Annotated in this window: 19 protein-coding genes; 11 read left to right on the plus strand and 8 right to left on the minus strand. The window is 44.6% G+C overall.

From position 1 onward, the window contains the following. Positions 1 to 7: 7 nt before the first annotated feature. Entirely contained in the window at positions 8 to 475 is a 468-nt protein-coding gene (locus L0659_RS01530) for a hypothetical protein (protein ID WP_235123770.1), read from the minus strand. A 15-nt stretch (positions 476 to 490) separates the two neighbouring features. Continuing rightward, positions 491 to 946, minus strand: a complete 456-nt coding sequence (locus tag L0659_RS01535; RefSeq protein WP_235123772.1) for an RNA polymerase sigma factor — start codon at positions 944 to 946, stop codon at positions 491 to 493. A 303-nt stretch (positions 947 to 1,249) separates the two neighbouring features. On the opposite strand from L0659_RS01535, the gene L0659_RS01540 reads away from it, so the two are divergent. Then, on the plus strand, positions 1,250 to 1,906 hold the full coding sequence (locus L0659_RS01540) for an HAD family phosphatase (protein ID WP_235123773.1): 657 nt from the start codon (positions 1,250 to 1,252) through the stop codon (positions 1,904 to 1,906). 20 nt (positions 1,907 to 1,926) lie between these two features. Here L0659_RS01540 and L0659_RS01545 read toward each other — a convergent pair whose 3' ends face one another. From L0659_RS01545 to L0659_RS01555, 3 genes are all read right to left on the minus strand, one after another. Next, the gene (locus L0659_RS01545; RefSeq protein ID WP_235123774.1) at positions 1,927 to 3,582 is read right to left on the minus strand and encodes a hypothetical protein; all 1,656 of its coding nucleotides are present in this window, start codon (positions 3,580 to 3,582) and stop codon (positions 1,927 to 1,929) included. After that, positions 3,579 to 4,796 carry a hypothetical protein gene (locus L0659_RS01550; RefSeq protein WP_235123776.1) on the minus strand — a complete coding sequence of 406 codons (1,218 nt, stop codon included), beginning with the start codon at positions 4,794 to 4,796 and terminating at the stop codon, positions 3,579 to 3,581. Before L0659_RS01550 ends, L0659_RS01545 begins: the two co-directional genes overlap by 4 nt. Before the next feature lie 113 nt (positions 4,797 to 4,909). After that, positions 4,910 to 5,545 carry a C40 family peptidase gene (locus L0659_RS01555; protein ID WP_235123778.1) on the minus strand — a complete coding sequence of 212 codons (636 nt, stop codon included), beginning with the start codon at positions 5,543 to 5,545 and terminating at the stop codon, positions 4,910 to 4,912. 206 nt (positions 5,546 to 5,751) lie between these two features. On the opposite strand from L0659_RS01555, the gene L0659_RS01560 reads away from it, so the two are divergent. From L0659_RS01560 to L0659_RS01595, 8 genes are all read left to right on the plus strand, one after another. Continuing rightward, entirely contained in the window at positions 5,752 to 6,363 is a 612-nt protein-coding gene (locus L0659_RS01560) for a fumarylacetoacetate hydrolase family protein (protein ID WP_235123780.1), read from the plus strand. A 51-nt stretch (positions 6,364 to 6,414) separates the two neighbouring features. Next, positions 6,415 to 8,373 (plus strand): M23 family metallopeptidase, encoded by a 1,959-nt coding sequence (locus L0659_RS01565; RefSeq protein WP_235123781.1) that lies wholly within the window; start codon positions 6,415 to 6,417, stop codon positions 8,371 to 8,373. 4 nt (positions 8,374 to 8,377) lie between these two features. Further along, positions 8,378 to 8,836: a thioredoxin-dependent thiol peroxidase gene (gene bcp / locus L0659_RS01570; RefSeq protein ID WP_235123782.1), complete on the plus strand. Its 459-nt coding sequence runs from the start codon at positions 8,378 to 8,380 to the stop codon at positions 8,834 to 8,836. A gap of 95 nt (positions 8,837 to 8,931) precedes the next feature. Further along, positions 8,932 to 9,789, plus strand: a complete 858-nt coding sequence (locus tag L0659_RS01575) for a transketolase (protein WP_235123783.1) — start codon at positions 8,932 to 8,934, stop codon at positions 9,787 to 9,789. A 9-nt stretch (positions 9,790 to 9,798) separates the two neighbouring features. Next, on the plus strand, positions 9,799 to 10,755 hold the full coding sequence (locus tag L0659_RS01580; RefSeq protein WP_235123784.1) for a transketolase family protein: 957 nt from the start codon (positions 9,799 to 9,801) through the stop codon (positions 10,753 to 10,755). Positions 10,756 to 10,917: 162 nt separating this feature from the next. Next, complete coding sequence (locus L0659_RS01585) at positions 10,918 to 11,460, plus strand: RNA polymerase sigma factor (protein ID WP_235123785.1); 543 nt, start codon at positions 10,918 to 10,920, stop codon at positions 11,458 to 11,460. Positions 11,461 to 11,514: 54 nt separating this feature from the next. Next, positions 11,515 to 11,955 (plus strand): ash family protein, encoded by a 441-nt coding sequence (locus tag L0659_RS01590; protein ID WP_235123786.1) that lies wholly within the window; start codon positions 11,515 to 11,517, stop codon positions 11,953 to 11,955. Between the two features lie 19 nt (positions 11,956 to 11,974). Beyond that, the gene (locus tag L0659_RS01595; protein ID WP_235123798.1) at positions 11,975 to 12,430 is read left to right on the plus strand and encodes a hypothetical protein; all 456 of its coding nucleotides are present in this window, start codon (positions 11,975 to 11,977) and stop codon (positions 12,428 to 12,430) included. Between the two features lie 139 nt (positions 12,431 to 12,569). Here the strand turns inward: L0659_RS01595 and L0659_RS01600 are convergent, their stop codons facing one another. After that, positions 12,570 to 14,147: a SulP family inorganic anion transporter gene (locus L0659_RS01600; protein ID WP_235123799.1), complete on the minus strand. Its 1,578-nt coding sequence runs from the start codon at positions 14,145 to 14,147 to the stop codon at positions 12,570 to 12,572. Between the two features lie 45 nt (positions 14,148 to 14,192). Further along, on the minus strand, positions 14,193 to 14,840 hold the full coding sequence (gene can / locus L0659_RS01605; protein WP_235123800.1) for a carbonate dehydratase: 648 nt from the start codon (positions 14,838 to 14,840) through the stop codon (positions 14,193 to 14,195). Between the two features lie 234 nt (positions 14,841 to 15,074). Here can and L0659_RS01610 point away from each other — a divergent pair, with 234 nt between their 5' ends. Beyond that, positions 15,075 to 15,320, plus strand: a complete 246-nt coding sequence (locus L0659_RS01610; RefSeq protein ID WP_235123801.1) for a hypothetical protein — start codon at positions 15,075 to 15,077, stop codon at positions 15,318 to 15,320. Positions 15,321 to 15,454: 134 nt separating this feature from the next. Here L0659_RS01610 and hisB read toward each other — a convergent pair whose 3' ends face one another. Further along, complete coding sequence (hisB, locus tag L0659_RS01615) at positions 15,455 to 16,579, minus strand: bifunctional histidinol-phosphatase/imidazoleglycerol-phosphate dehydratase HisB (protein WP_235123802.1); 1,125 nt, start codon at positions 16,577 to 16,579, stop codon at positions 15,455 to 15,457. A 169-nt stretch (positions 16,580 to 16,748) separates the two neighbouring features. On the opposite strand from hisB, the gene L0659_RS01620 reads away from it, so the two are divergent. Next, positions 16,749 to 17,342, plus strand: a complete 594-nt coding sequence (locus L0659_RS01620; RefSeq protein WP_235123803.1) for a riboflavin synthase — start codon at positions 16,749 to 16,751, stop codon at positions 17,340 to 17,342. The last annotated feature ends 36 nt before the right edge of the window (positions 17,343 to 17,378 follow it).

The following is a 17,378-nucleotide window of genomic DNA, read 5'->3' on the forward strand; positions in this document are numbered from 1 at the left end:
TGTCAGACTATTTGACTTGATGAATCTCTGTTTTAAGTCTTAGTAATTCTTCCTCCTGATTCACTGCTTTAAAGTAATAATACAAGCCGGCGATCAGGAATATTTTGGATAAAATAAATACAGCAATGAATGCGGGACGCCAGAATTTATGGACTTTAATGTGCGTGTCATTAACCTCGACATCAAGAAATTTCGTGCTGTTTTCCGCCGAAGCGCTGTTCTTGAATGTATGTTTTTCTTTACGAAAATTGTCCTGTCCACTTCTGAGATGAATAATTTCCCGAACTGCGGTGGGAGGCGTAGCTGCCGAGCCATTGAAGTAGCGGGTGAGGTCTCTCTCAATATCAACCAGTTGTTCTTTGACTTCCTGGTTTTCTTCCACCATATGTCGTACGAGTTCTTTCTCTTCTTTATTGGTTAATCCCAACAAGTGTGCCTCTAAGATTCCGCTCTCAATAAAATCCTGTATTTCCACTATATGCCCTGATGATTAAGCGTTACGGTATAATTTGAAATATTCATGAAAAGAACGAAGAACTTCGGATTTCGATATATTCAGCTTTTCAGCAACTTCCTCAGGAGTAAAACCCTGGCAAAAGGATAAATCAAAAATTTTCGCTGGTGAGGTGTCGGAAGTGTTTGACGGATCTGCGATCGGGGCGATTGCTGTTATCTTACGTTTCGCTTCCACGGCTTTTGCACGGGCCAGCTTGATCACGCAAGCGACAAAGCTGAACGGATAACTGTTGCAAGCCTGTAATTGCGGCGAGGAAAACACACTAACCAACACTTCCTGAGCTAAATGGACCTGCGGTATAATTTGTAGAATGATACCATAAGCCATTGCACCATATTTATCGTACACTTCCAGCGAAGTCATGTCCTCGCTTCGCCTTGCAATTGACTGGCGATCCACTCCATTCTTGATTGGTTCTAACTCACTCATACATTGTCATATTGTTATTTGCAAGAAAGCCAACTCTGATAACGTTCCGGCAGATCTTGCGTGCTATTTCACAATAGCGGAAGGTTGGTATAGTAAATTTAACAGAATAACCTTATAAAATGCAATCGGTGACTTAAAAAGAAGCTGCTATCCCGTTAAAGATTTCAAACCCGATTTTCCATTGTGCTAAATATCGCTGTCGTTTCGCGGTTTAGCAAGCGAATCTGTAAAGAATAAATGTGGCGTTGTCTGAAAAGTGACAGATTTTACATGCAGAAAATGTCGATTGTTTACCTTTGCGCGATGAAAAAAGAGATAGCAGTAATTTTTGATATGGATGGCGTGATCTGCCATACCAACCCTTACCATTCCATGGCATTCCGCGAATTTTTCTCCAAACGCGACCTGTCACCTACCGACGAAGAATTTGCCATGCATATGTTTGGTAAAAGCAACAGTTATATTCTAAGCCATTTCTTAAAAAGGTCCATTGAAGGAGAAGAACTCTTGCAAATGGAGAATGAAAAAGAAAGTTTGTTCCGGCAAATTTACGAACCCCATATCAACCCGATCGAGGGCATTGTGGCTTTTATTAATGACCTGCAAAGCAATGGTGTAAAACTGGGTGTAGCCACATCCGCACCGCAAGCAAACTTCGATTTGATCTTGACAAAAGTGCCGATCCGTGCACATTTGGGATCTATAATGGCCAGTGAAAATGTGAAAAAGCACAAACCGGATCCCGAAGTCTATCTGACCAGTGCCAAAAACCTGGGCGTGGAGCCGGATCAATGCGTTGTTTTTGAAGATTCGTTTTCCGGTGTTTCGGCTGCGATCAATGCGGGAATGCGTGTGGTAGGCGTCCTGAGTTCGCATACCAAGGAAGAGTTACCTCCCTGCAACCTCTATATCGAAGATTACAGGGAGCTGTCCTTCCAGAACATTCAGGATTTGTTCTGAAAAAAATCTTTTTGGAAAACTTAAAAGGTAACCGCGTCTTTCACTTTCACGTCGTACACGCCGGTGAGCACCTTTGCATTTCTTTTTAGTTGAAGAAATATCCGGTAACGTCCTGCTTTTGGAAAGGAGTAGGGAAATGAGATGCGGTTACCATGGTCCATGCCGGTCATGGCGCCGTCTTTAATGTCGTACATGCCCATTTCTGTCATCAGGAAAACTTCTCTTTCTTCCATCGGCATAGCTTTCAATTTGGCAAGATAACGGTCGATACTGTCCCTGAACATCGCTGGTTCAGGTCTTTTTGCGACTTTGGCTGTGTCGGCCATGCGGTTTTTAAATGTCTGTTCCGCGGCCATTGCAAATGTCCCGGTCGGGTGCAGGTGAATGTATACGGAGCCATCCGTACGCACAACTGCCACGTGACCCGTCATGCCCAGATATGGTTCAGGATAACAGGCGCTGCCGTCCGGATTAAAAAATTCGAATGTAAGCTGATAAGGCTGACCTGCGTTCAAAGGCTTATTAGGCATGCCTTCCCAAACCGCGTATGAACCGTCTTTAAACACTGTTTTGGTTCCTGGCTTGCCACAGACCACCACATTATCGTCCATCGGCACATTGCCCGGCGCGTCAATGGGGTCGGTCACAACATAAGTGTCTTCTTCTGCTGCTACTTCAGTAACATTGGTCATCGCTTGCTGTTCCGGAATGTCAATGGTATCCATAATGGTTTCAGCAAAACCGGATCGCTGCACAATGTCGCTGTAAACCAAATATTTACCAGCTGGTAATTTGGGAAGATAGGCTTCAAATGTAGTGCTATCCTTGCGTTCCGGATGAATGTGGGCAAAGGCGTCCATTCCAGGCGTGCGCACCAGGAATGTGTGCATGAGCTTGCCATGATCCGGGATTAATGTACTGAGCATACTGCCGCGCCTTTGCGCGTGAAACCCCGTCGTATCAATTTTTAGCTGAAAAACCCTTTGATCATTTTTCTCTAAAATCGCTGCGTTTCCCTGAATGGGCCGGTAAAGCCATTGCTTGTATTGGGCCGCCCAGCTATCCCACCAACTGCTTCCTCCATATAAAATGAGTGAGCATAGCACGGTTGCAATGCCCATATTAATCCAGCGCTTTCTTTTTTGTGCAAATGTTAATGTCTCGCCAGGTCTTAAAATCCCGTCGCTGACGCTCGCGCCAATGGTTGTGATCATTAATAAAAATAATAACACACCCAAAATGCTCAAACCAATGCCAAGATGTTTCGGCATTTCGCGCTCGGCGGTAGAAACGGCAACGATAGGAACGATCAGCTCGCCTTTGCCATTATCTCCCTCCACCTGGATCTGCGCGCTGGACGATCCCCATTCCATCAGCCAAACCACACCTTGAAACTGGCCGGCTTGTCCGGCAACCTGTACAAGTTCATCGGGAGAAGGAGCGCCTTTGTCGCCGGAATACAAGTAGATGGGCCTGGCCAGCACTTTTTTGGCGGTGCCATTTTCTACAAAAACCGTAATTTTTGCAGTCCCGGGAATAACATCCGGCGGCTCGACGCTTACCAGCACTTTATAAGGCCCGGCCTGTCCCTGCATTTGCACGCCGGCACTTCCTACATGCGCTTTTGCGGTCATGCCGACGGCCAAAAGCATGATGATTAAGATCAGATTTTTCATCGTTGAATTTTATGCATCCAGTTGCCCCAAGCCAAACCAATGCGTGTAGAAATCAGGCTGGCGATCAATGCAATGCCCAGTCCTTGCAGCAACTCAGGCGTTGTTTCCAGCCACGGGCCAAATTTGTAGCGATATTCCCAATCCGGGCTGTTGCCGAAATACCAGTAATGGCTGCCAAAAAACCAGTTCCGGGCATAAGGCGATTCCATCAGGAATGATCCGAAAAACCATTGGAATACTGCAAAAACAAATATAAAAACGCTTCCCAGAAGTAGGGTAAGCTTCCAATCATTCATATAACCGTAGCGATTACGCAAAAGATCAATGGTTATGGCGGGAATAATAAGCAAAAGTGGAAATTGAAATCCCTGATAATGATCAATGTGATTCAGGACCGGGCCTAGCTTGGGTTCGGCTGGAAAGAGGGGAATGATCCAAAGGGTCATTAACATGAGTATTGTGTAAACGGCCGTCGCGGCGGTAATCGCCCATTTGTGCTTCACCGCTTTTCCAATAGCCATTAAAAAAAGCGGAAATCCTGCCCCAACACATTGGTAAAGGCTGGAATGGTGCATCCACATCCGACCAAGACTTTCAGAAAGCAATGTATACCAAATGGTTAACAGGAAACCCGCCGATAGTGCGAAAAGCCAGAATAGTTTTTTGTCCCAGGATTTTGTTTTGTCAAAAGAATGCGCAAGCCCGAGTTTCAATTGATTTTTGACTGCAATAACGCTGATCAGGGCACCAAACTGAATGCCTATCATGCCCAAAAGCAGCACGGTATGCGGTGGGGAAAGAATGGTAACGTCCAGTCCGTAAGTGTTATGCCACCAGTCATCGAACGGGGCGGAGGTTAGCATGGCTAATGCGCCCCAGACACAGAATAATGAGCCTAATGAACTATAAAAAAAGCCCCATATCTTCACACTGGCGGCTTTTTCCGAACTGCTGCCCCAGAATGTTTTTCTTAAAATCTCATATCCAGAGAAAAGTCCGGCGACCACAGCACCCAGATAAATAACCAGGTGCGGAGGCGACAGAAGTCCGTCGCGGCCAATGCTTATGTGCCAGCAAATATCCCAGATCAGGCCGGTAATGACGCAGAAAGAAGCAAAAACTGTTGCGTAGATGTAAACAGGGATGTCCGGAGCTGCATGGAGCGGGACAATGCGGCCTCCGATGGCTGGCGGAGGGCCTATAGTAGTTTCCATAGGGTTGAGAAAGGATTATTGCTTCAATATAACATTTATGATGCAAAAGTGACAGCCTGCCAGCTGTTTACCCCCAGGCTGCATGAAAAAAATACAAAAGCATGAGGCGCTGATTAAAAAGGGCGCATGGCTTTTACGAATCTTCCTTTGAAGTAATTGGAAAATAAATTGTCTTCCCTGACGCCACGCGATGTGGATGCATGGATAAAGATGATCTCGTCCTGGTTTCTGACGTCCGTCACAATGCCGGCGTGCGAAACATAGCCTTCCTTCCCTGCTTCGGGCACGAAAAACAGCCAATCGCCGGGCTTAATGTCGTTAATGCTGCTTACTTCCTGTCCGAACTCCGATTGCTGCCAGGAAATCCGGGGCACTTTTACGCCTATTTCTGAATAAACAGAGCATATGAGACCGGAGCAATCAATGCCATTTTTATCATTACCGCCTGAACGATATGGTGTTCCGGCATATGTGCGTGCAACCTGAACGACTTGTGGAACAGCAGTAGCAGGCATATTTCGGGGCGTGTTATAGTTCGGTTTTGAGGCAGTTGCAGGTTTTCTGGCGGGTGTCCTGGTTGGCGGCCTGCGCGCTACGGTGCCGCGCGATCGGGATGATCTTGACGGGGAATATCTTGAAGAACTGGATCTTTCCGGGGTTTTACGAAGGGTATCGCATGCAAATAAAAGTATGGATAGTGCCAGGGTGCAGATTGTGAATTGGAAAGACCGGGTAATTTGCTTCTTCATGCGCAAGCTTTCTGTTAGTAACGATACTTTTATCAAAAATAATAAAGATTTACCAAGGGAATGGTCGGAATTGAAGCAGAAAATGTCACCATTGGTATAACGGACGCGGGGTGATTTTATCTGAAAAATAAGGCTAAATATTATGTCCCTGACCGCTTTGTAAGTAGTTTTGTGTTTTTATTGAATCCAAATTTTATTTGCTCCTAATGAAAATTATTTGTGTAGGCAGGAATTATACCGAGCATATAGCTGAATTAAATAACGAAAAACCAGACGCTCCCGTAATTTTTTTGAAGCCCGAAACGGCGCAGGTCAGGGCGGGCGAACCGTTCTTTTATCCTGATTTTTCAAAGGATGTCCATTATGAAGTGGAGCTTGTTGTGAAAATAAACCGGGTAGGAAAGAACATCGAGGAGCGCTTCGCGCACAAGTACTATGACGAAATAGGCGTAGGCATCGACTTCACAGCAAGGGACTTACAATCTGAATTGAAAGCCAAGGGCTTACCATGGGAACTGGCAAAGGCATTCAATGGTTCGGCGCCGGTTTCTGAGTTTGTGCCTGTATCCAACTTCGACGACATCCAAAACCTGAATTTTAGTCTGGATGTTAATGGTGAAGAGCGGCAGAATGGTAATTCTTCCATGATGCTCTACCGCATCAACTATCTGATCTCTTTTGTTTCCAAATATTTTATGCTCAAAAAAGGTGACCTGATTTTCACAGGAACGCCAAAAGGGGTAGGGCCTGTGCAGATCGGCGATAAGCTTACAGCGTCCATTGAAGGCAAGAAGATGCTTGAATTATTCGTTAGGTAAACCTGATCTTTTATTCGGTTGCGGGATCTTTCATCCATTCACTTCATTTTCATGCATTATCATTTTCGGGCGATGGTCCGTATTGGTTTGTTATTTTCGGGCTTGATGGGCTTTTGCCTGCCTTCTTTTGCCCAAACACAAACCTATCCAAAAGGTTATTACCAGTTTCCAATTCGGCCAGGGCTCGCCAATTCGCTTGCCGGCGGGCTGGGGGATTTGCGCAGCAACCATTTTCACGCCGGACTGGACATCCGTACAGAGCAGCGGGAAGGATTGAATGTGTACGCGGCGGCTGAGGGTTATGTGTATAAAGTGGCCGTTCAGCGCAGTGGTTATGGCAATGTCATTTATTTACGCCATCCCAATGGTCAGACAACGGTTTATGGACATTTGCTGAAATTCAGTGATCCGCTGGCGACCTATGTGCGGGAAGAGCAGTATAAAAAGCAGACATTTGAAATTGATCTTTTCCCGGAAGCAGGGAAATTTAATTTCAAAAAGGGCGAGATCATCGCGCTTTCCGGCAACACGGGCGGTTCTGCCGGGCCGCATTTGCATTTTGAGATCCGTGATTCCAAAGACAACTTCCTTAATCCGTTGTATTTTGGATTTAATGAAATAAAAGACGTCACACCGCCGAAATTTGTTAATCTGGCGATCCGGCCGCTGGACATTAACGGGCGGCTCAACGGTCAGTTTGGTCGGAAGGTTTATGCGCCGGTTAAGCTGAAAGACGGCTCTTACAGGCTTGCCGACACGGTTTCTGCAACAGGGATCCTGGGCATTGATATGGTTGCGCACGATCAGATGACGGGCACCGGGTTTCGCTACGGTTTGCAATGCATTGAGATTAAAATGGATGGGAATGAAGTTTTTTCTTATAACATCGAGATTTTTCCTAACACGGCAACCAGGGATTATAACAACCTGATCGACTACGAAACCGAGCAGAAAACCGGTCAGCGTTACCTGAAATGCTACGTTCCTGATGGCAATAATTTCAATTTATACAAAACCAATGCGATCAATGGCAAGCTGAACATTGCCGATACATTGCTGCATGAGGTGCGCATCAAGATCACCGATTCCTATGAGAATGCTTCGGAACTGGTTTTCGTCATCAAAGGTGAACCGCAAAACCCGCCACTTCCGGTTTATGACGTAGAAATAAATCCGGAATACATTCAAACCGATGTACAGGAAAATACATTGGTTGTGAAGGCCAAATATTACAGAAGCACGATCCCTTTCGCAACTTTGTATTCCAATGGTAAGGAGGTGAAAAAAGAACCTGATTTTTATACAGATGAGTCAGCCGTATTTTTAACAGACTTGCGGGAATACATGCCCGACTCGGTTAAAATCGGCAAAACGACGGTGAAAACTTTTCTGCGAAGCCAGATTTTTCCCGCAGTTGTATCGAGTTATAAGGCAGACAAATGGTCGGTGGATTTCCGGAACACCAGTATTTTTGACACATTGTTCCTGACCGGCCAGCAGAATTTCAATGCATTGACCATTAACAACCGGGGAACGGCGCTCAAAGATTATATTTCCGTATCATTCAAGCCGGAAAATGTCCCGGAAAATAAAGAAAGAACGCGTGTTTACCGGTATATCGATGGCTACTATCGATTTTTAGGAGGCGCCTGGGTTGACAATGAAATCAAATTTGAAACCAGGGAGCTCGGAACTTTTGTTATCCAGACGGACACGCTTCCGCCCAAAATCCGGCTGGTCGAACATAGTAAGGACCGCATCCGTGGATTTATCGGGGATGCAACTTCCGGAGTTGACCATTACAAAGCATTGATCAACGGGGAATGGGTGCTGATGAATTTTGATTCTAAAAAAGGCTATATCTGGTCAGAAAAGCAGGATCCTACTAAGCCTTTTGAAGGCGAACTAACGCTGGAAGTGACCGATAGGGCAGGAAATAGTACTATCTTGCAAACCGAACTGAAAGATCTGCCGGTTGCGCGGAAAAAACCGAAAAAACGAAAAAAGTAAAAGTATGGGACTTCAAGTTGGCGACCCCGCCCCGGCATTTTCTGCTAAGGATCAGGATGGTAAGGAAGTGAAACTTTCTGATTTTAAAGGAGAAAAAATCATTCTTTACTTTTATCCAAAGGACGATACACCCGGCTGCACGGCGCAATCATGTAACCTTCGTGATAATTATGATGTTCTTTTAAAGCGAGGTTACAAAGTATTGGGCGTAAGTGTGGATGACGAAAAATCGCACAGGAAATTTATTAAAAAATATAATCTTCCTTTTCCGTTACTGGCTGATACTGACCAGAAACTGGTGAATGCTTATGGTGTTTGGGGCGAAAAGAAATTATTTGGCCGCGATTATATGGGTATCATCCGCACTACATTCGTCATAGATGAGAACGGCGTGATTGAAGAAGTGGTGCAGAAAGTGGATACGGAAAATCACACTGATCAAATTCTTAACAAAAGTGAGTAATAATGAGTCATTTGGAAAGCCGTAATAATAGGATATTTACGAGCTGAAAAATGTACGCACAGAGAACGTATTTGATAAATAGAAAATCGATAAACATGGAAGTTGAACAATTAGAAAAAGTAGCCTCACAAGTTCGCAGGGACATTGTCCGTATGGTGCACGGCTGCCAGTCGGGACACCCCGGAGGTTCCCTGGGCTGTACAGAATTACTTGTGGCGCTTTATTTTGAGCGTATGCATTTGAAAGGACAGGATGGCAAGCCGGTTTTTGACATGGATGGCAAGGATGAAGACCTGTTTTTCCTTTCTAACGGACATATTTCGCCGGTTTGGTATAGCACGCTGGCACGCAAAGGATATTTCCCGGTTGAGGAAATGGCTACTTTCCGGAAGCTGGATTCGCGCTTGCAGGGTCACCCGACCACGCACGAGCATTTGGAAGGCATCCGCATTGCATCGGGATCATTGGGACAGGGAATGTCTGTGGCCATTGGTGCAGCGCTTGCAAAGAAGCTGAATGGCGATAAAGGTTTGGTTTACGTATTAATGGGCGACGGCGAGCAGCAGGAAGGCCAGGTTTGGGAAGCAGCAACATTTGCACCGCACCATCAGGTTGATAACCTCGTTGCATTCATTGACTTAAACGGTCAGCAAATTGACGGCCCGACGGTGAAAGTAATGAACAACCGTGATTTGGGTAAAAAATATGAGGCATTCGGATGGGAAGTGATTTCTATCGAAGAAGGCAATGATATGGCAGCAGTGCTGAAAGGTCTTTACGAAGCAAAAAGCAGGCTGGGTCACGGCAGACCAATCATGGTTCTGTTGCACACAGGAATGGGTTTTGGTGTTGATTTCATGATGGGCAGCCACAAATGGCACGGCGTAGCGCCTAATGATGAGCAACTTGCGGCAGCGCTCGGCCAGTTGGAAGAAACAATGGGAGACTATTAATTATATACAATGAAAAAATACACCTTCACTGAGAAGAAAGATACACGTTCTGGCTTTGGGGCCGGAATGCATGTGTTGGGGCAGCAGAATCCAAATGTGGTTGCACTTTGTGCTGACCTTGTTGGTTCGCTGAAACTCGAACCATTTATAAAAGAAAATCCTGACCGTTTTATCCAGTGCGGTATTTCGGAAGCTAATATGATCGGTGTTTCTGCCGGTTTGACCATTGGTGGTAAAATTCCTTTTGCAACAACATTCGCAAACTTTGCGACTGGCCGTGTTTATGACCAGATCCGTCAAAGTGTTGCTTATTCCAATAAAAATGTGAAAATCTGTGCTTCACATGCAGGTTTGACATTGGGAGAAGATGGCGCTACGCACCAGATCCTTGAAGACCTTGGAATGATGAAAATGTTGCCGGGAATGACGGTTATCAATCCTTGCGACTACAACCAGACAAAAGCAGCTACCATCGCGATAGCTGATTACGAAGGTCCTGTTTACCTGCGTTTCGGACGTCCCGTAATTCCTGTTTTCACGGATGCAGATCAAAAATTTGAGATCGGTAAGGCGTGGATGGTGAATGAAGGAACGGATGTGAGCATTTTTGCGACAGGCCACATGGTGTGGGAAGCGATCCAGGCGGGTGAAATTTTGGAAGCAGAAGGCATCAATGCGGAGATCATTAACATTCACACCATTAAGCCTTTGGATGAAGAAGCAATCCTGAAATCAATTGAAAAAACAGGTTGTGTTGTAACAGCTGAGGAGCATAACCGCATTGGTGGCTTGGGCGACAGCGTTGCACAGGTGTTAGTTAAAAATAAATTGGTTCCTCAGGAATATGTGGCGGTGAACGATAGCTTCGGAGAAAGCGGAACGCCTACGCAACTGATGGAGAAATACGGCTTGACAGCGAAGCACATTGTGGAAGCTGCAAAACGCGCAATCGAAAGAAAAAAATAGTTTATTGAAGTTTCTGGCCGGCTTTTTGTCGCCGGAAATCATTGAGTCTTGCGAAAGGTTAAAACATTGTTTTACTTTTTGCAAGACTCAAATTTTATTTGCCCTGAACCAAAAAATGAACTATTATTGACTTGTGTTGATTCGGGAATTAGTATTGATTAAATGTCTGACGAAGAATTATTATCCCTTTTTGAAAATCCCGAAACGCGCCGGAACGCTTTCAGTCAGCTGGTGCGGAAGTATCAGCAAAAAGTATATTGGCTGGTAAGGAAAATGGTTGTCGACCATGATGATGCGAATGACATTACACAGGATGTTTTTATCAAAGCATGGACGGCCCTGGAAAATTTCCGTGGCGATGCCAAGTTTTACACGTGGCTTTACCGGATCGCCAGTAATGAGGCCATTAATTTTCTCAACAAAAAAAGAAAGCGCTTTTTCATTTCTATTAATGATGTGGAAAGTGAGCTGGCGGAAAAACTGGAAGCCGATCCGCTGGTAAGCGGCGATGCCATTCAGCTGAAATTACAGAAGGCATTATTAAAATTACCAGAAAAGCAAAGGCTGGTTTTTAACCTGAAATATTTTGAAGAATTGCCTTATGAGGAGATTTCCCAGATCACCGGCACGTCGGTAGGAGCGCTAAAAGCTTCATATCATTGGGCTTCAAAAAAAATTGAGGATTATTTAAACGAAACGGATTAAACCATTTCAAACCAGTTTGGTCAAACCTTTACAAGAGTTGAAATATAAATAATCATGGATAATAAGCGCATACGACTGGATGATCTGAAAAAGGAGGTTCCTTTCACGGTCCCTGAGGACTATTTTGACAAACTGCCTCAGATGATCCAGTCAAGAATCCCTTCGGAACCTGTTCGCAAGCCCGTTATTGGCTGGTCGTGGCAACGTTCGCTGGCGCTTGTGTCGGCTATGGCTTTGATATTAATGTTGGTATGGGTAACCGTTCCGGAACGCCAGGGATCGCTTGGACAGGAGCCGTTAAGTGGCATCAGCAATGCATCCATAGTGAGTTACCTGGAAGATCAGGATTTGAGTTACTACGATTTAAGTGAGCATAAAGTTGTTCAGAAAGCATTTGACACGGATTCTACTGTACTTTTTTATCTGGACGGACTTGAAGATGACATTCTTCGCCAGCAATTACAGGAATCGGTTTCAAGCTCTGAGACGATTTGACCCTAACAATAATTATAAAATGAACTTACGACTTATTGCCAGACACCGGAATTTACTGTTAATGCTGTTCATAACGCTGTTTTCAATCACAGCGGCGAGCGCCCAAAAGAAATCTGAGGAAGAGATTAGGAGGATTCAGGATGCAAAGGTGGCCATTATTACCAATCGACTGAATTTGACACCTGAGCAATCAACAGGTTTTTGGCCTGTTTACAATGAATATTCTCAAAAACGCAGAGAGATCCACAGGGCGCAGCGGAAGATCATTAATGATAAAAAAGCAGAAGGCCAGACGGATGATCAAGTCCTTAACAACCTGAAAGAAGTGCAGGATCTGCGTCAGAAAGAGCTGGATCTTGAAAAAGAATATCAAAACCGATTTTTAAAGGTGATTACCGCAAGTCAAGTGATCGAATTATATAAGGCGGAACGTACATTTAATGATATGCTTATCCAGCGCCTAAAGAACAAATAGAACTTACAGAATTTTAACCGGCTTATCGGCTTATTACAAATCGTTATCCCACGCACTGGCTTTGCTGGTGGTGGGATTTTTTAATGCAAAATAGCCGGAGGAATGCCCCGGCTATTTTTGCTATTCGGATGATGGAAGGTTAATGACCACCAACCACTTCCACACCACTGATTCCCTTAGTTTCTACGGTTATATTACGCAGCGGCGCTGCATGCTTCTTGAAATCCTGGATGATTTCCAGCACATCATAATCAATATTCATAGACTTGCTGCCATCGATCACAACCGTGGAATTATCCGGCAAGTGATCCAATGTTGCACTAATGCTGCCCTTGTTCAGGAATGTTACTTCCTCAGATAGGATCAGCGTGATTACATCCCCATCTCTGTGTTTCTCTTTCACATAATGGTAAGAATGTTTGTAGTTTTTCCGAAGGATAAAGTAAATCGCGACCACCATTCCAATAGCAATCCCTTTCAAAAGATCAGTGCTGAGAATAGCAATAATGGTTACGATAAATGGAATAAACTGCTCTTTGCCAAGTTGATACATTCCCTTGTAAAGAGAGAATTTGGACAATTTATAACCCACCATTAGCAACACTGCTGCAAGCGATGCTAATGGGATGAAATTTAAAAAAGTTGGGATAAATAACGCCGATAGCAATAAAATAGAACCATGTGTTATGGTCGCCATCTTCGTTCTTCCGCCAGAATCGATATTTGCGGAGCTTCGCACGATCACCTGGGTAATGGGCAAACCGCCGATCATCCCCGAAGTAATGTTACCAACGCCCTGAGCGATCAGCTCGCGGTTGGTTGGCGTATTCCTTTTGAAAGGGTCGAGCTTATCCGTTGCTTCAACGCACAGCAAGGTTTCAAGGCTGGCAACAATGGCCAGGGTCAAACCGATGGTATAGGTTTCAACCCGGGTAATTGCGGAGAAATCCGGTGTTTTGAAAAAACTGAAAAACTCGCTTGCAGAAGACGCAACAGGCAATTGTACCAAATGCTCGCCCGACATTGCCAAATCAGGAATGGATGTTGAAAAGAAAAGATTAAGCAAGATCCCGGTGATTACCACAAACAATGCGCCTGGAATAAACCGGAAAAGCTGCACTCTTTTCATGAACGGCCTGTCAAACAGGATCAGCAATCCAAGCGAAACGATGGATATGATGATGGCGCCGGTGCTGCTATACTTTACTGCATTGAAAAGCTCGGTAAATGTATTCTGGCCGTCTTTCTGACTGAATGCTTCATCACCCATAAAGTCTGCATCATAGCCGAAAGCATGCGGAATTTCCTTCAAAATCAAGGTTATCCCAATGGCGGCCAACATTCCTTTGATTACAGAAGAGGGGAAGTAATAGCCAATGATTCCGGCTTTCATAAATCCTGCAATGACCTGGATAATTCCTGAAATCACAACAGCAAGAAGAAAGGCCTCGAAGCTGCCCAGCGTATCCAGCGCATTGAGTACGATCACCACCAACCCGGCCGCGGGACCAGAAACCCCAAGCGATGATCCGCTCATAGCACCCACCACAATCCCGCCGATCATTCCGGCTATGATCCCTGAAAAGAGCAGATCCGACCGGCCTGTGGAAGCCAGAGCAACACCAAGACATAATGGTAAAGCAACCAGATAAACGACCAGCCCGGCGGGGATATCATATTTTAGGTTGGAAAATAAATTCTTTTTATCTGCTGACATACGATTATCGCTAAGAGTCAAATATTAAATGAGGGCTGCTTAATGTCAGGCGATAACCGGAACGTCCATCCGATATACATTCTCCATATCGTCTGTACTGTCCATCGTAATGCCGAGATCCTGAAGAACGCCGGTGCCGACTGCGTACACTACACCGTGCACTTGCAAAGGCTTTTTATTTGCCCAGGCATTCTGCACGATCGAAGTTTTGGCAAGGTCCATCACCTGCTCAATCACATTGAGCTCAACAAGCCGGTCGGTTCTTTTCTGAGTGTCCTCAATGGCGTTCAGTTCTTCCTGATGCAACCTGTAAACATCTTTGATATGTCTCAGCCAGTTATCGATCAGGCCCACTTGCTTGTTGCCCATTGCAGCAGCAACACCGCCACAGCCGTAGTGACCGCAAACGATAATGTGCTGTACACCAAGCACATTGACAGAATAATCCAGCACGCTCAACATGCTCATATCCGTATGAATGACCATATTGGCAATGTTGCGATGCACGAAAATATCGCCAGGCATGGTGCCGGTTAATGCATTTGCGGGAACGCGGCTATCGGAACAACCGATCCAGAGGAATTTAGGGCTTTGTCCGTTTGCTAGTTTGGTGAAGAATTCAGGATCTTGCTGATTTGTTTCTGCAACCCATTTTTTATTGTTTTCAAATAGCTGGTTATACGACTTAATCATGATTTTTGAATTGAATTAGATTGAATAGGAGAACTTAGACGATACTTCCGGCGAAATGTGTACGCACACATTCACAGGAGCACCATGCTCACAAAAAAATAATGCAGGAAAAAATCAGATCAATTCGGGTGGCGGCGAGAGCAGCTTTAACGAAATTTCGTTTTGAAACCCGGTAGAGTAGGAGAAAGTATTTCGGAGAGGAATTGATAAAATATATTTATCAACATTGAAAGAATGAGAAATCAACAACTGGTCGTCGTTGATTTTCTCACCTTCGGTTTTTTCATTATCACAAGTGCCGGTATCGCAAACCACAGACGCCTTTTCCTTAACCAGCAAAAGGCTGGCTACATCTGTGGCTTTACAGATGAGGAAGGTCGTAAGCAATATGAGACAGAGTGTTCGCAGCAATGTGAATTGATTAATGTTTTACTTGGCCTTCCATTGTTTTTCGTTGTTTTCCAGCCAACGTCCAACTAGGAACGCAGAACCGAGAAGAACCACATAAAAAACGATCATTATGATTGTCATTTCCATAAAAAAGCAATTTATACACTACTTAACGTTAACAAAATTAACTAAAAAATGTCTTAGCCCGTTCAATATATTAAAAATTAAAGGACTCCTTTTGTCGACGGCATGAAATCGAGTGCTTTCAAATCACGTCGTACGGCCATTTTTATCGCCTTAGCGAATGCTTTAAAAATTGATTCGATCTTATGATGCTCATTGTCACCGCTTACCTGAATATTTAAATTAGAGAGCGAAGCGTCTGAAAAAGATTTGAAAAAATGAAAAAACATTTCCGTCGGCATTTCACCAATCTTCTCTCTTTTGAATTCAGCATTCCAAACAATCCAGGGACGACCTGAAAAATCGATGGCAACTTGTGCAAGCGCCTCGTCCATAGGAAGCAAAAATCCATATCTGCTGATGCCCCGCTTATCGCCAATGGCTTGTCGGTAAGCTTCACCCAATGCAAGCGCAGTGTCTTCAATGGTATGGTGTTCATCAATGTGCAGGTCACCTTCGACATGAATGGAGAGATCAGCACCTGAATGTCTGGCCAGTTGATCGAGCATATGATCGAAGAATCCAAGCCCTGTGTGAATATCAGATCTGCCGCTTCCGTCCAGGTTCAGCTCGACTTTAATCTGAGTTTCCTTCGTATTACGTTCAACAGACGCAGTTCTGGAAGGCAATTTCAAATGTTCATAAATCGCATCCCAGTCTCTTGAAACATAACTGGTCGCCTGTTTCATTTCGTCAGACATTCCCGTTTCAGGGGTTTGGTCCAAAACCAAAATGGCCTTGGCTCCGAGGTTTACAGCCAGTTGAACATCCGTAAGCCGGTCGCCGATCACGTAACTGTTGGCCAGATCATATTCATCTGAAAAGTAAGCGGTTAGCATTCCGGTGCCGGGCTTTCTGGTGGGAAGGTTATCTTCCGGGAAGCTGCGGTCCACGTGAATGTTGGCAAAATGTATATTTTCTCCTGCCAATGTTTGCAGCATCTTGTTTTGTGCGGGCCAGAATGTGGGTTCAGGAAATGAATCCGTTCCTAACCCGTCCTGATTGGTTACCATGACCAGCTCATAATCAGTTTCTTCTGCAATTTTGCGGAGTGCGGATATCGCTTTTGGTAAAAATTCGAGTTTTTCTAATGAGTCTACCTGAAAATCTGTGGGAGGTTCAACGATGATCGTTCCGTCCCGATCAATAAATAAGACTTTTTTCATTAATGTTTATAAAAGATATGATAGGCAAAAGGAATGCTGGTTTCCCGCGTTCGTGCAAAGTTCGCAAACTATGTGGATTTGAAAAGATTTACCCGCATCAATAGCGCCTTTTGTAAAGAAAAGAGCCGTGATAAATCGTAACTTTGTGTTTAAAATTTCGTCTAAGATAATGTTTACAGGAATAGTAGAATCCGTTGCGACGCTTTTAAAAGTCGATTCAGAGGGCACCAATAAAACTTTTTCGTTTCAGTCACCCATCGCCGCAGAATTTAAAATTGATCAGAGTGTAAGCCATAATGGGGTTTGCCTGACCGTCGTTGCCGTGCAGGGAGACACCTATAAAGTGACTGCCATCGAGGAAACACTACTGAAAACCAATCTGGGTGACCTGGCTGTTAATCATCACGTGAACCTGGAACGTTGTATGCCAGCCAACGGAAGGTTTGACGGGCACATTGTGCAAGGCCACGTGGATCAGACTGCTGTGTGCACGTCCATAGAAGAGCGCGACGGAAGCTGGCTGTTTGATTTTGAATATGATGCCTCCACTGGAAATTTGACGGTTGAAAAGGGTTCCATATGTATCAATGGCGTAAGTCTGACCGTTTTCAATTCAGAAACCAGTTCGTTCCGGGTTGCGATCATTCCTTATACATATGAATTTACCAATTTTCATAGCTTGAAAGCAGGCGATCGTGTCAATCTTGAATTTGATATTCTAGGAAAGTACATTAAAAGAATTCTTGGGTCATATACCGCATAGTATATTGGCATCCTGAAATATTACGTTTATTTTTAC

Origin of the sequence: Dyadobacter sp. CY347 (assembly GCF_021502655.1) — a bacterium.
In the GTDB taxonomy this organism is placed as follows: domain Bacteria; phylum Bacteroidota; class Bacteroidia; order Cytophagales; family Spirosomataceae; genus Dyadobacter.

What these genes read in the sequence shown, in the direction of transcription:
- L0659_RS01535 (WP_235123772.1), bottom strand. Translation starts at nt 946, where the DNA reads ATGAGTGAGTTAGAACCAATCAAGAATGGAGTGGATCGCCAGTCAATT.
- L0659_RS01540 (WP_235123773.1), top strand. Translation starts at nt 1,250, where the DNA reads ATGAAAAAAGAGATAGCAGTAATTTTTGATATGGATGGCGTGATCTGC.
- L0659_RS01545 (WP_235123774.1), bottom strand. Translation starts at nt 3,582, where the DNA reads ATGAAAAATCTGATCTTAATCATCATGCTTTTGGCCGTCGGCATGACC.
- L0659_RS01550 (WP_235123776.1), bottom strand. Translation starts at nt 4,796, where the DNA reads ATGGAAACTACTATAGGCCCTCCGCCAGCCATCGGAGGCCGCATTGTC.
- L0659_RS01555 (WP_235123778.1), bottom strand. Translation starts at nt 5,545, where the DNA reads ATGAAGAAGCAAATTACCCGGTCTTTCCAATTCACAATCTGCACCCTG.
- L0659_RS01560 (WP_235123780.1), top strand. Translation starts at nt 5,752, where the DNA reads ATGAAAATTATTTGTGTAGGCAGGAATTATACCGAGCATATAGCTGAA.
- L0659_RS01565 (WP_235123781.1), top strand. Translation starts at nt 6,415, where the DNA reads ATGCATTATCATTTTCGGGCGATGGTCCGTATTGGTTTGTTATTTTCG.
- bcp (WP_235123782.1), top strand. Translation starts at nt 8,378, where the DNA reads ATGGGACTTCAAGTTGGCGACCCCGCCCCGGCATTTTCTGCTAAGGAT.
- L0659_RS01575 (WP_235123783.1), top strand. Translation starts at nt 8,932, where the DNA reads ATGGAAGTTGAACAATTAGAAAAAGTAGCCTCACAAGTTCGCAGGGAC.
- L0659_RS01580 (WP_235123784.1), top strand. Translation starts at nt 9,799, where the DNA reads ATGAAAAAATACACCTTCACTGAGAAGAAAGATACACGTTCTGGCTTT.
- L0659_RS01585 (WP_235123785.1), top strand. Translation starts at nt 10,918, where the DNA reads ATGTCTGACGAAGAATTATTATCCCTTTTTGAAAATCCCGAAACGCGC.
- L0659_RS01590 (WP_235123786.1), top strand. Translation starts at nt 11,515, where the DNA reads ATGGATAATAAGCGCATACGACTGGATGATCTGAAAAAGGAGGTTCCT.
- L0659_RS01595 (WP_235123798.1), top strand. Translation starts at nt 11,975, where the DNA reads ATGAACTTACGACTTATTGCCAGACACCGGAATTTACTGTTAATGCTG.
- L0659_RS01600 (WP_235123799.1), bottom strand. Translation starts at nt 14,147, where the DNA reads ATGTCAGCAGATAAAAAGAATTTATTTTCCAACCTAAAATATGATATC.
- can (WP_235123800.1), bottom strand. Translation starts at nt 14,840, where the DNA reads ATGATTAAGTCGTATAACCAGCTATTTGAAAACAATAAAAAATGGGTT.
- L0659_RS01610 (WP_235123801.1), top strand. Translation starts at nt 15,075, where the DNA reads ATGAGAAATCAACAACTGGTCGTCGTTGATTTTCTCACCTTCGGTTTT.
- hisB (WP_235123802.1), bottom strand. Translation starts at nt 16,579, where the DNA reads ATGAAAAAAGTCTTATTTATTGATCGGGACGGAACGATCATCGTTGAA.
- L0659_RS01620 (WP_235123803.1), top strand. Translation starts at nt 16,749, where the DNA reads ATGTTTACAGGAATAGTAGAATCCGTTGCGACGCTTTTAAAAGTCGAT.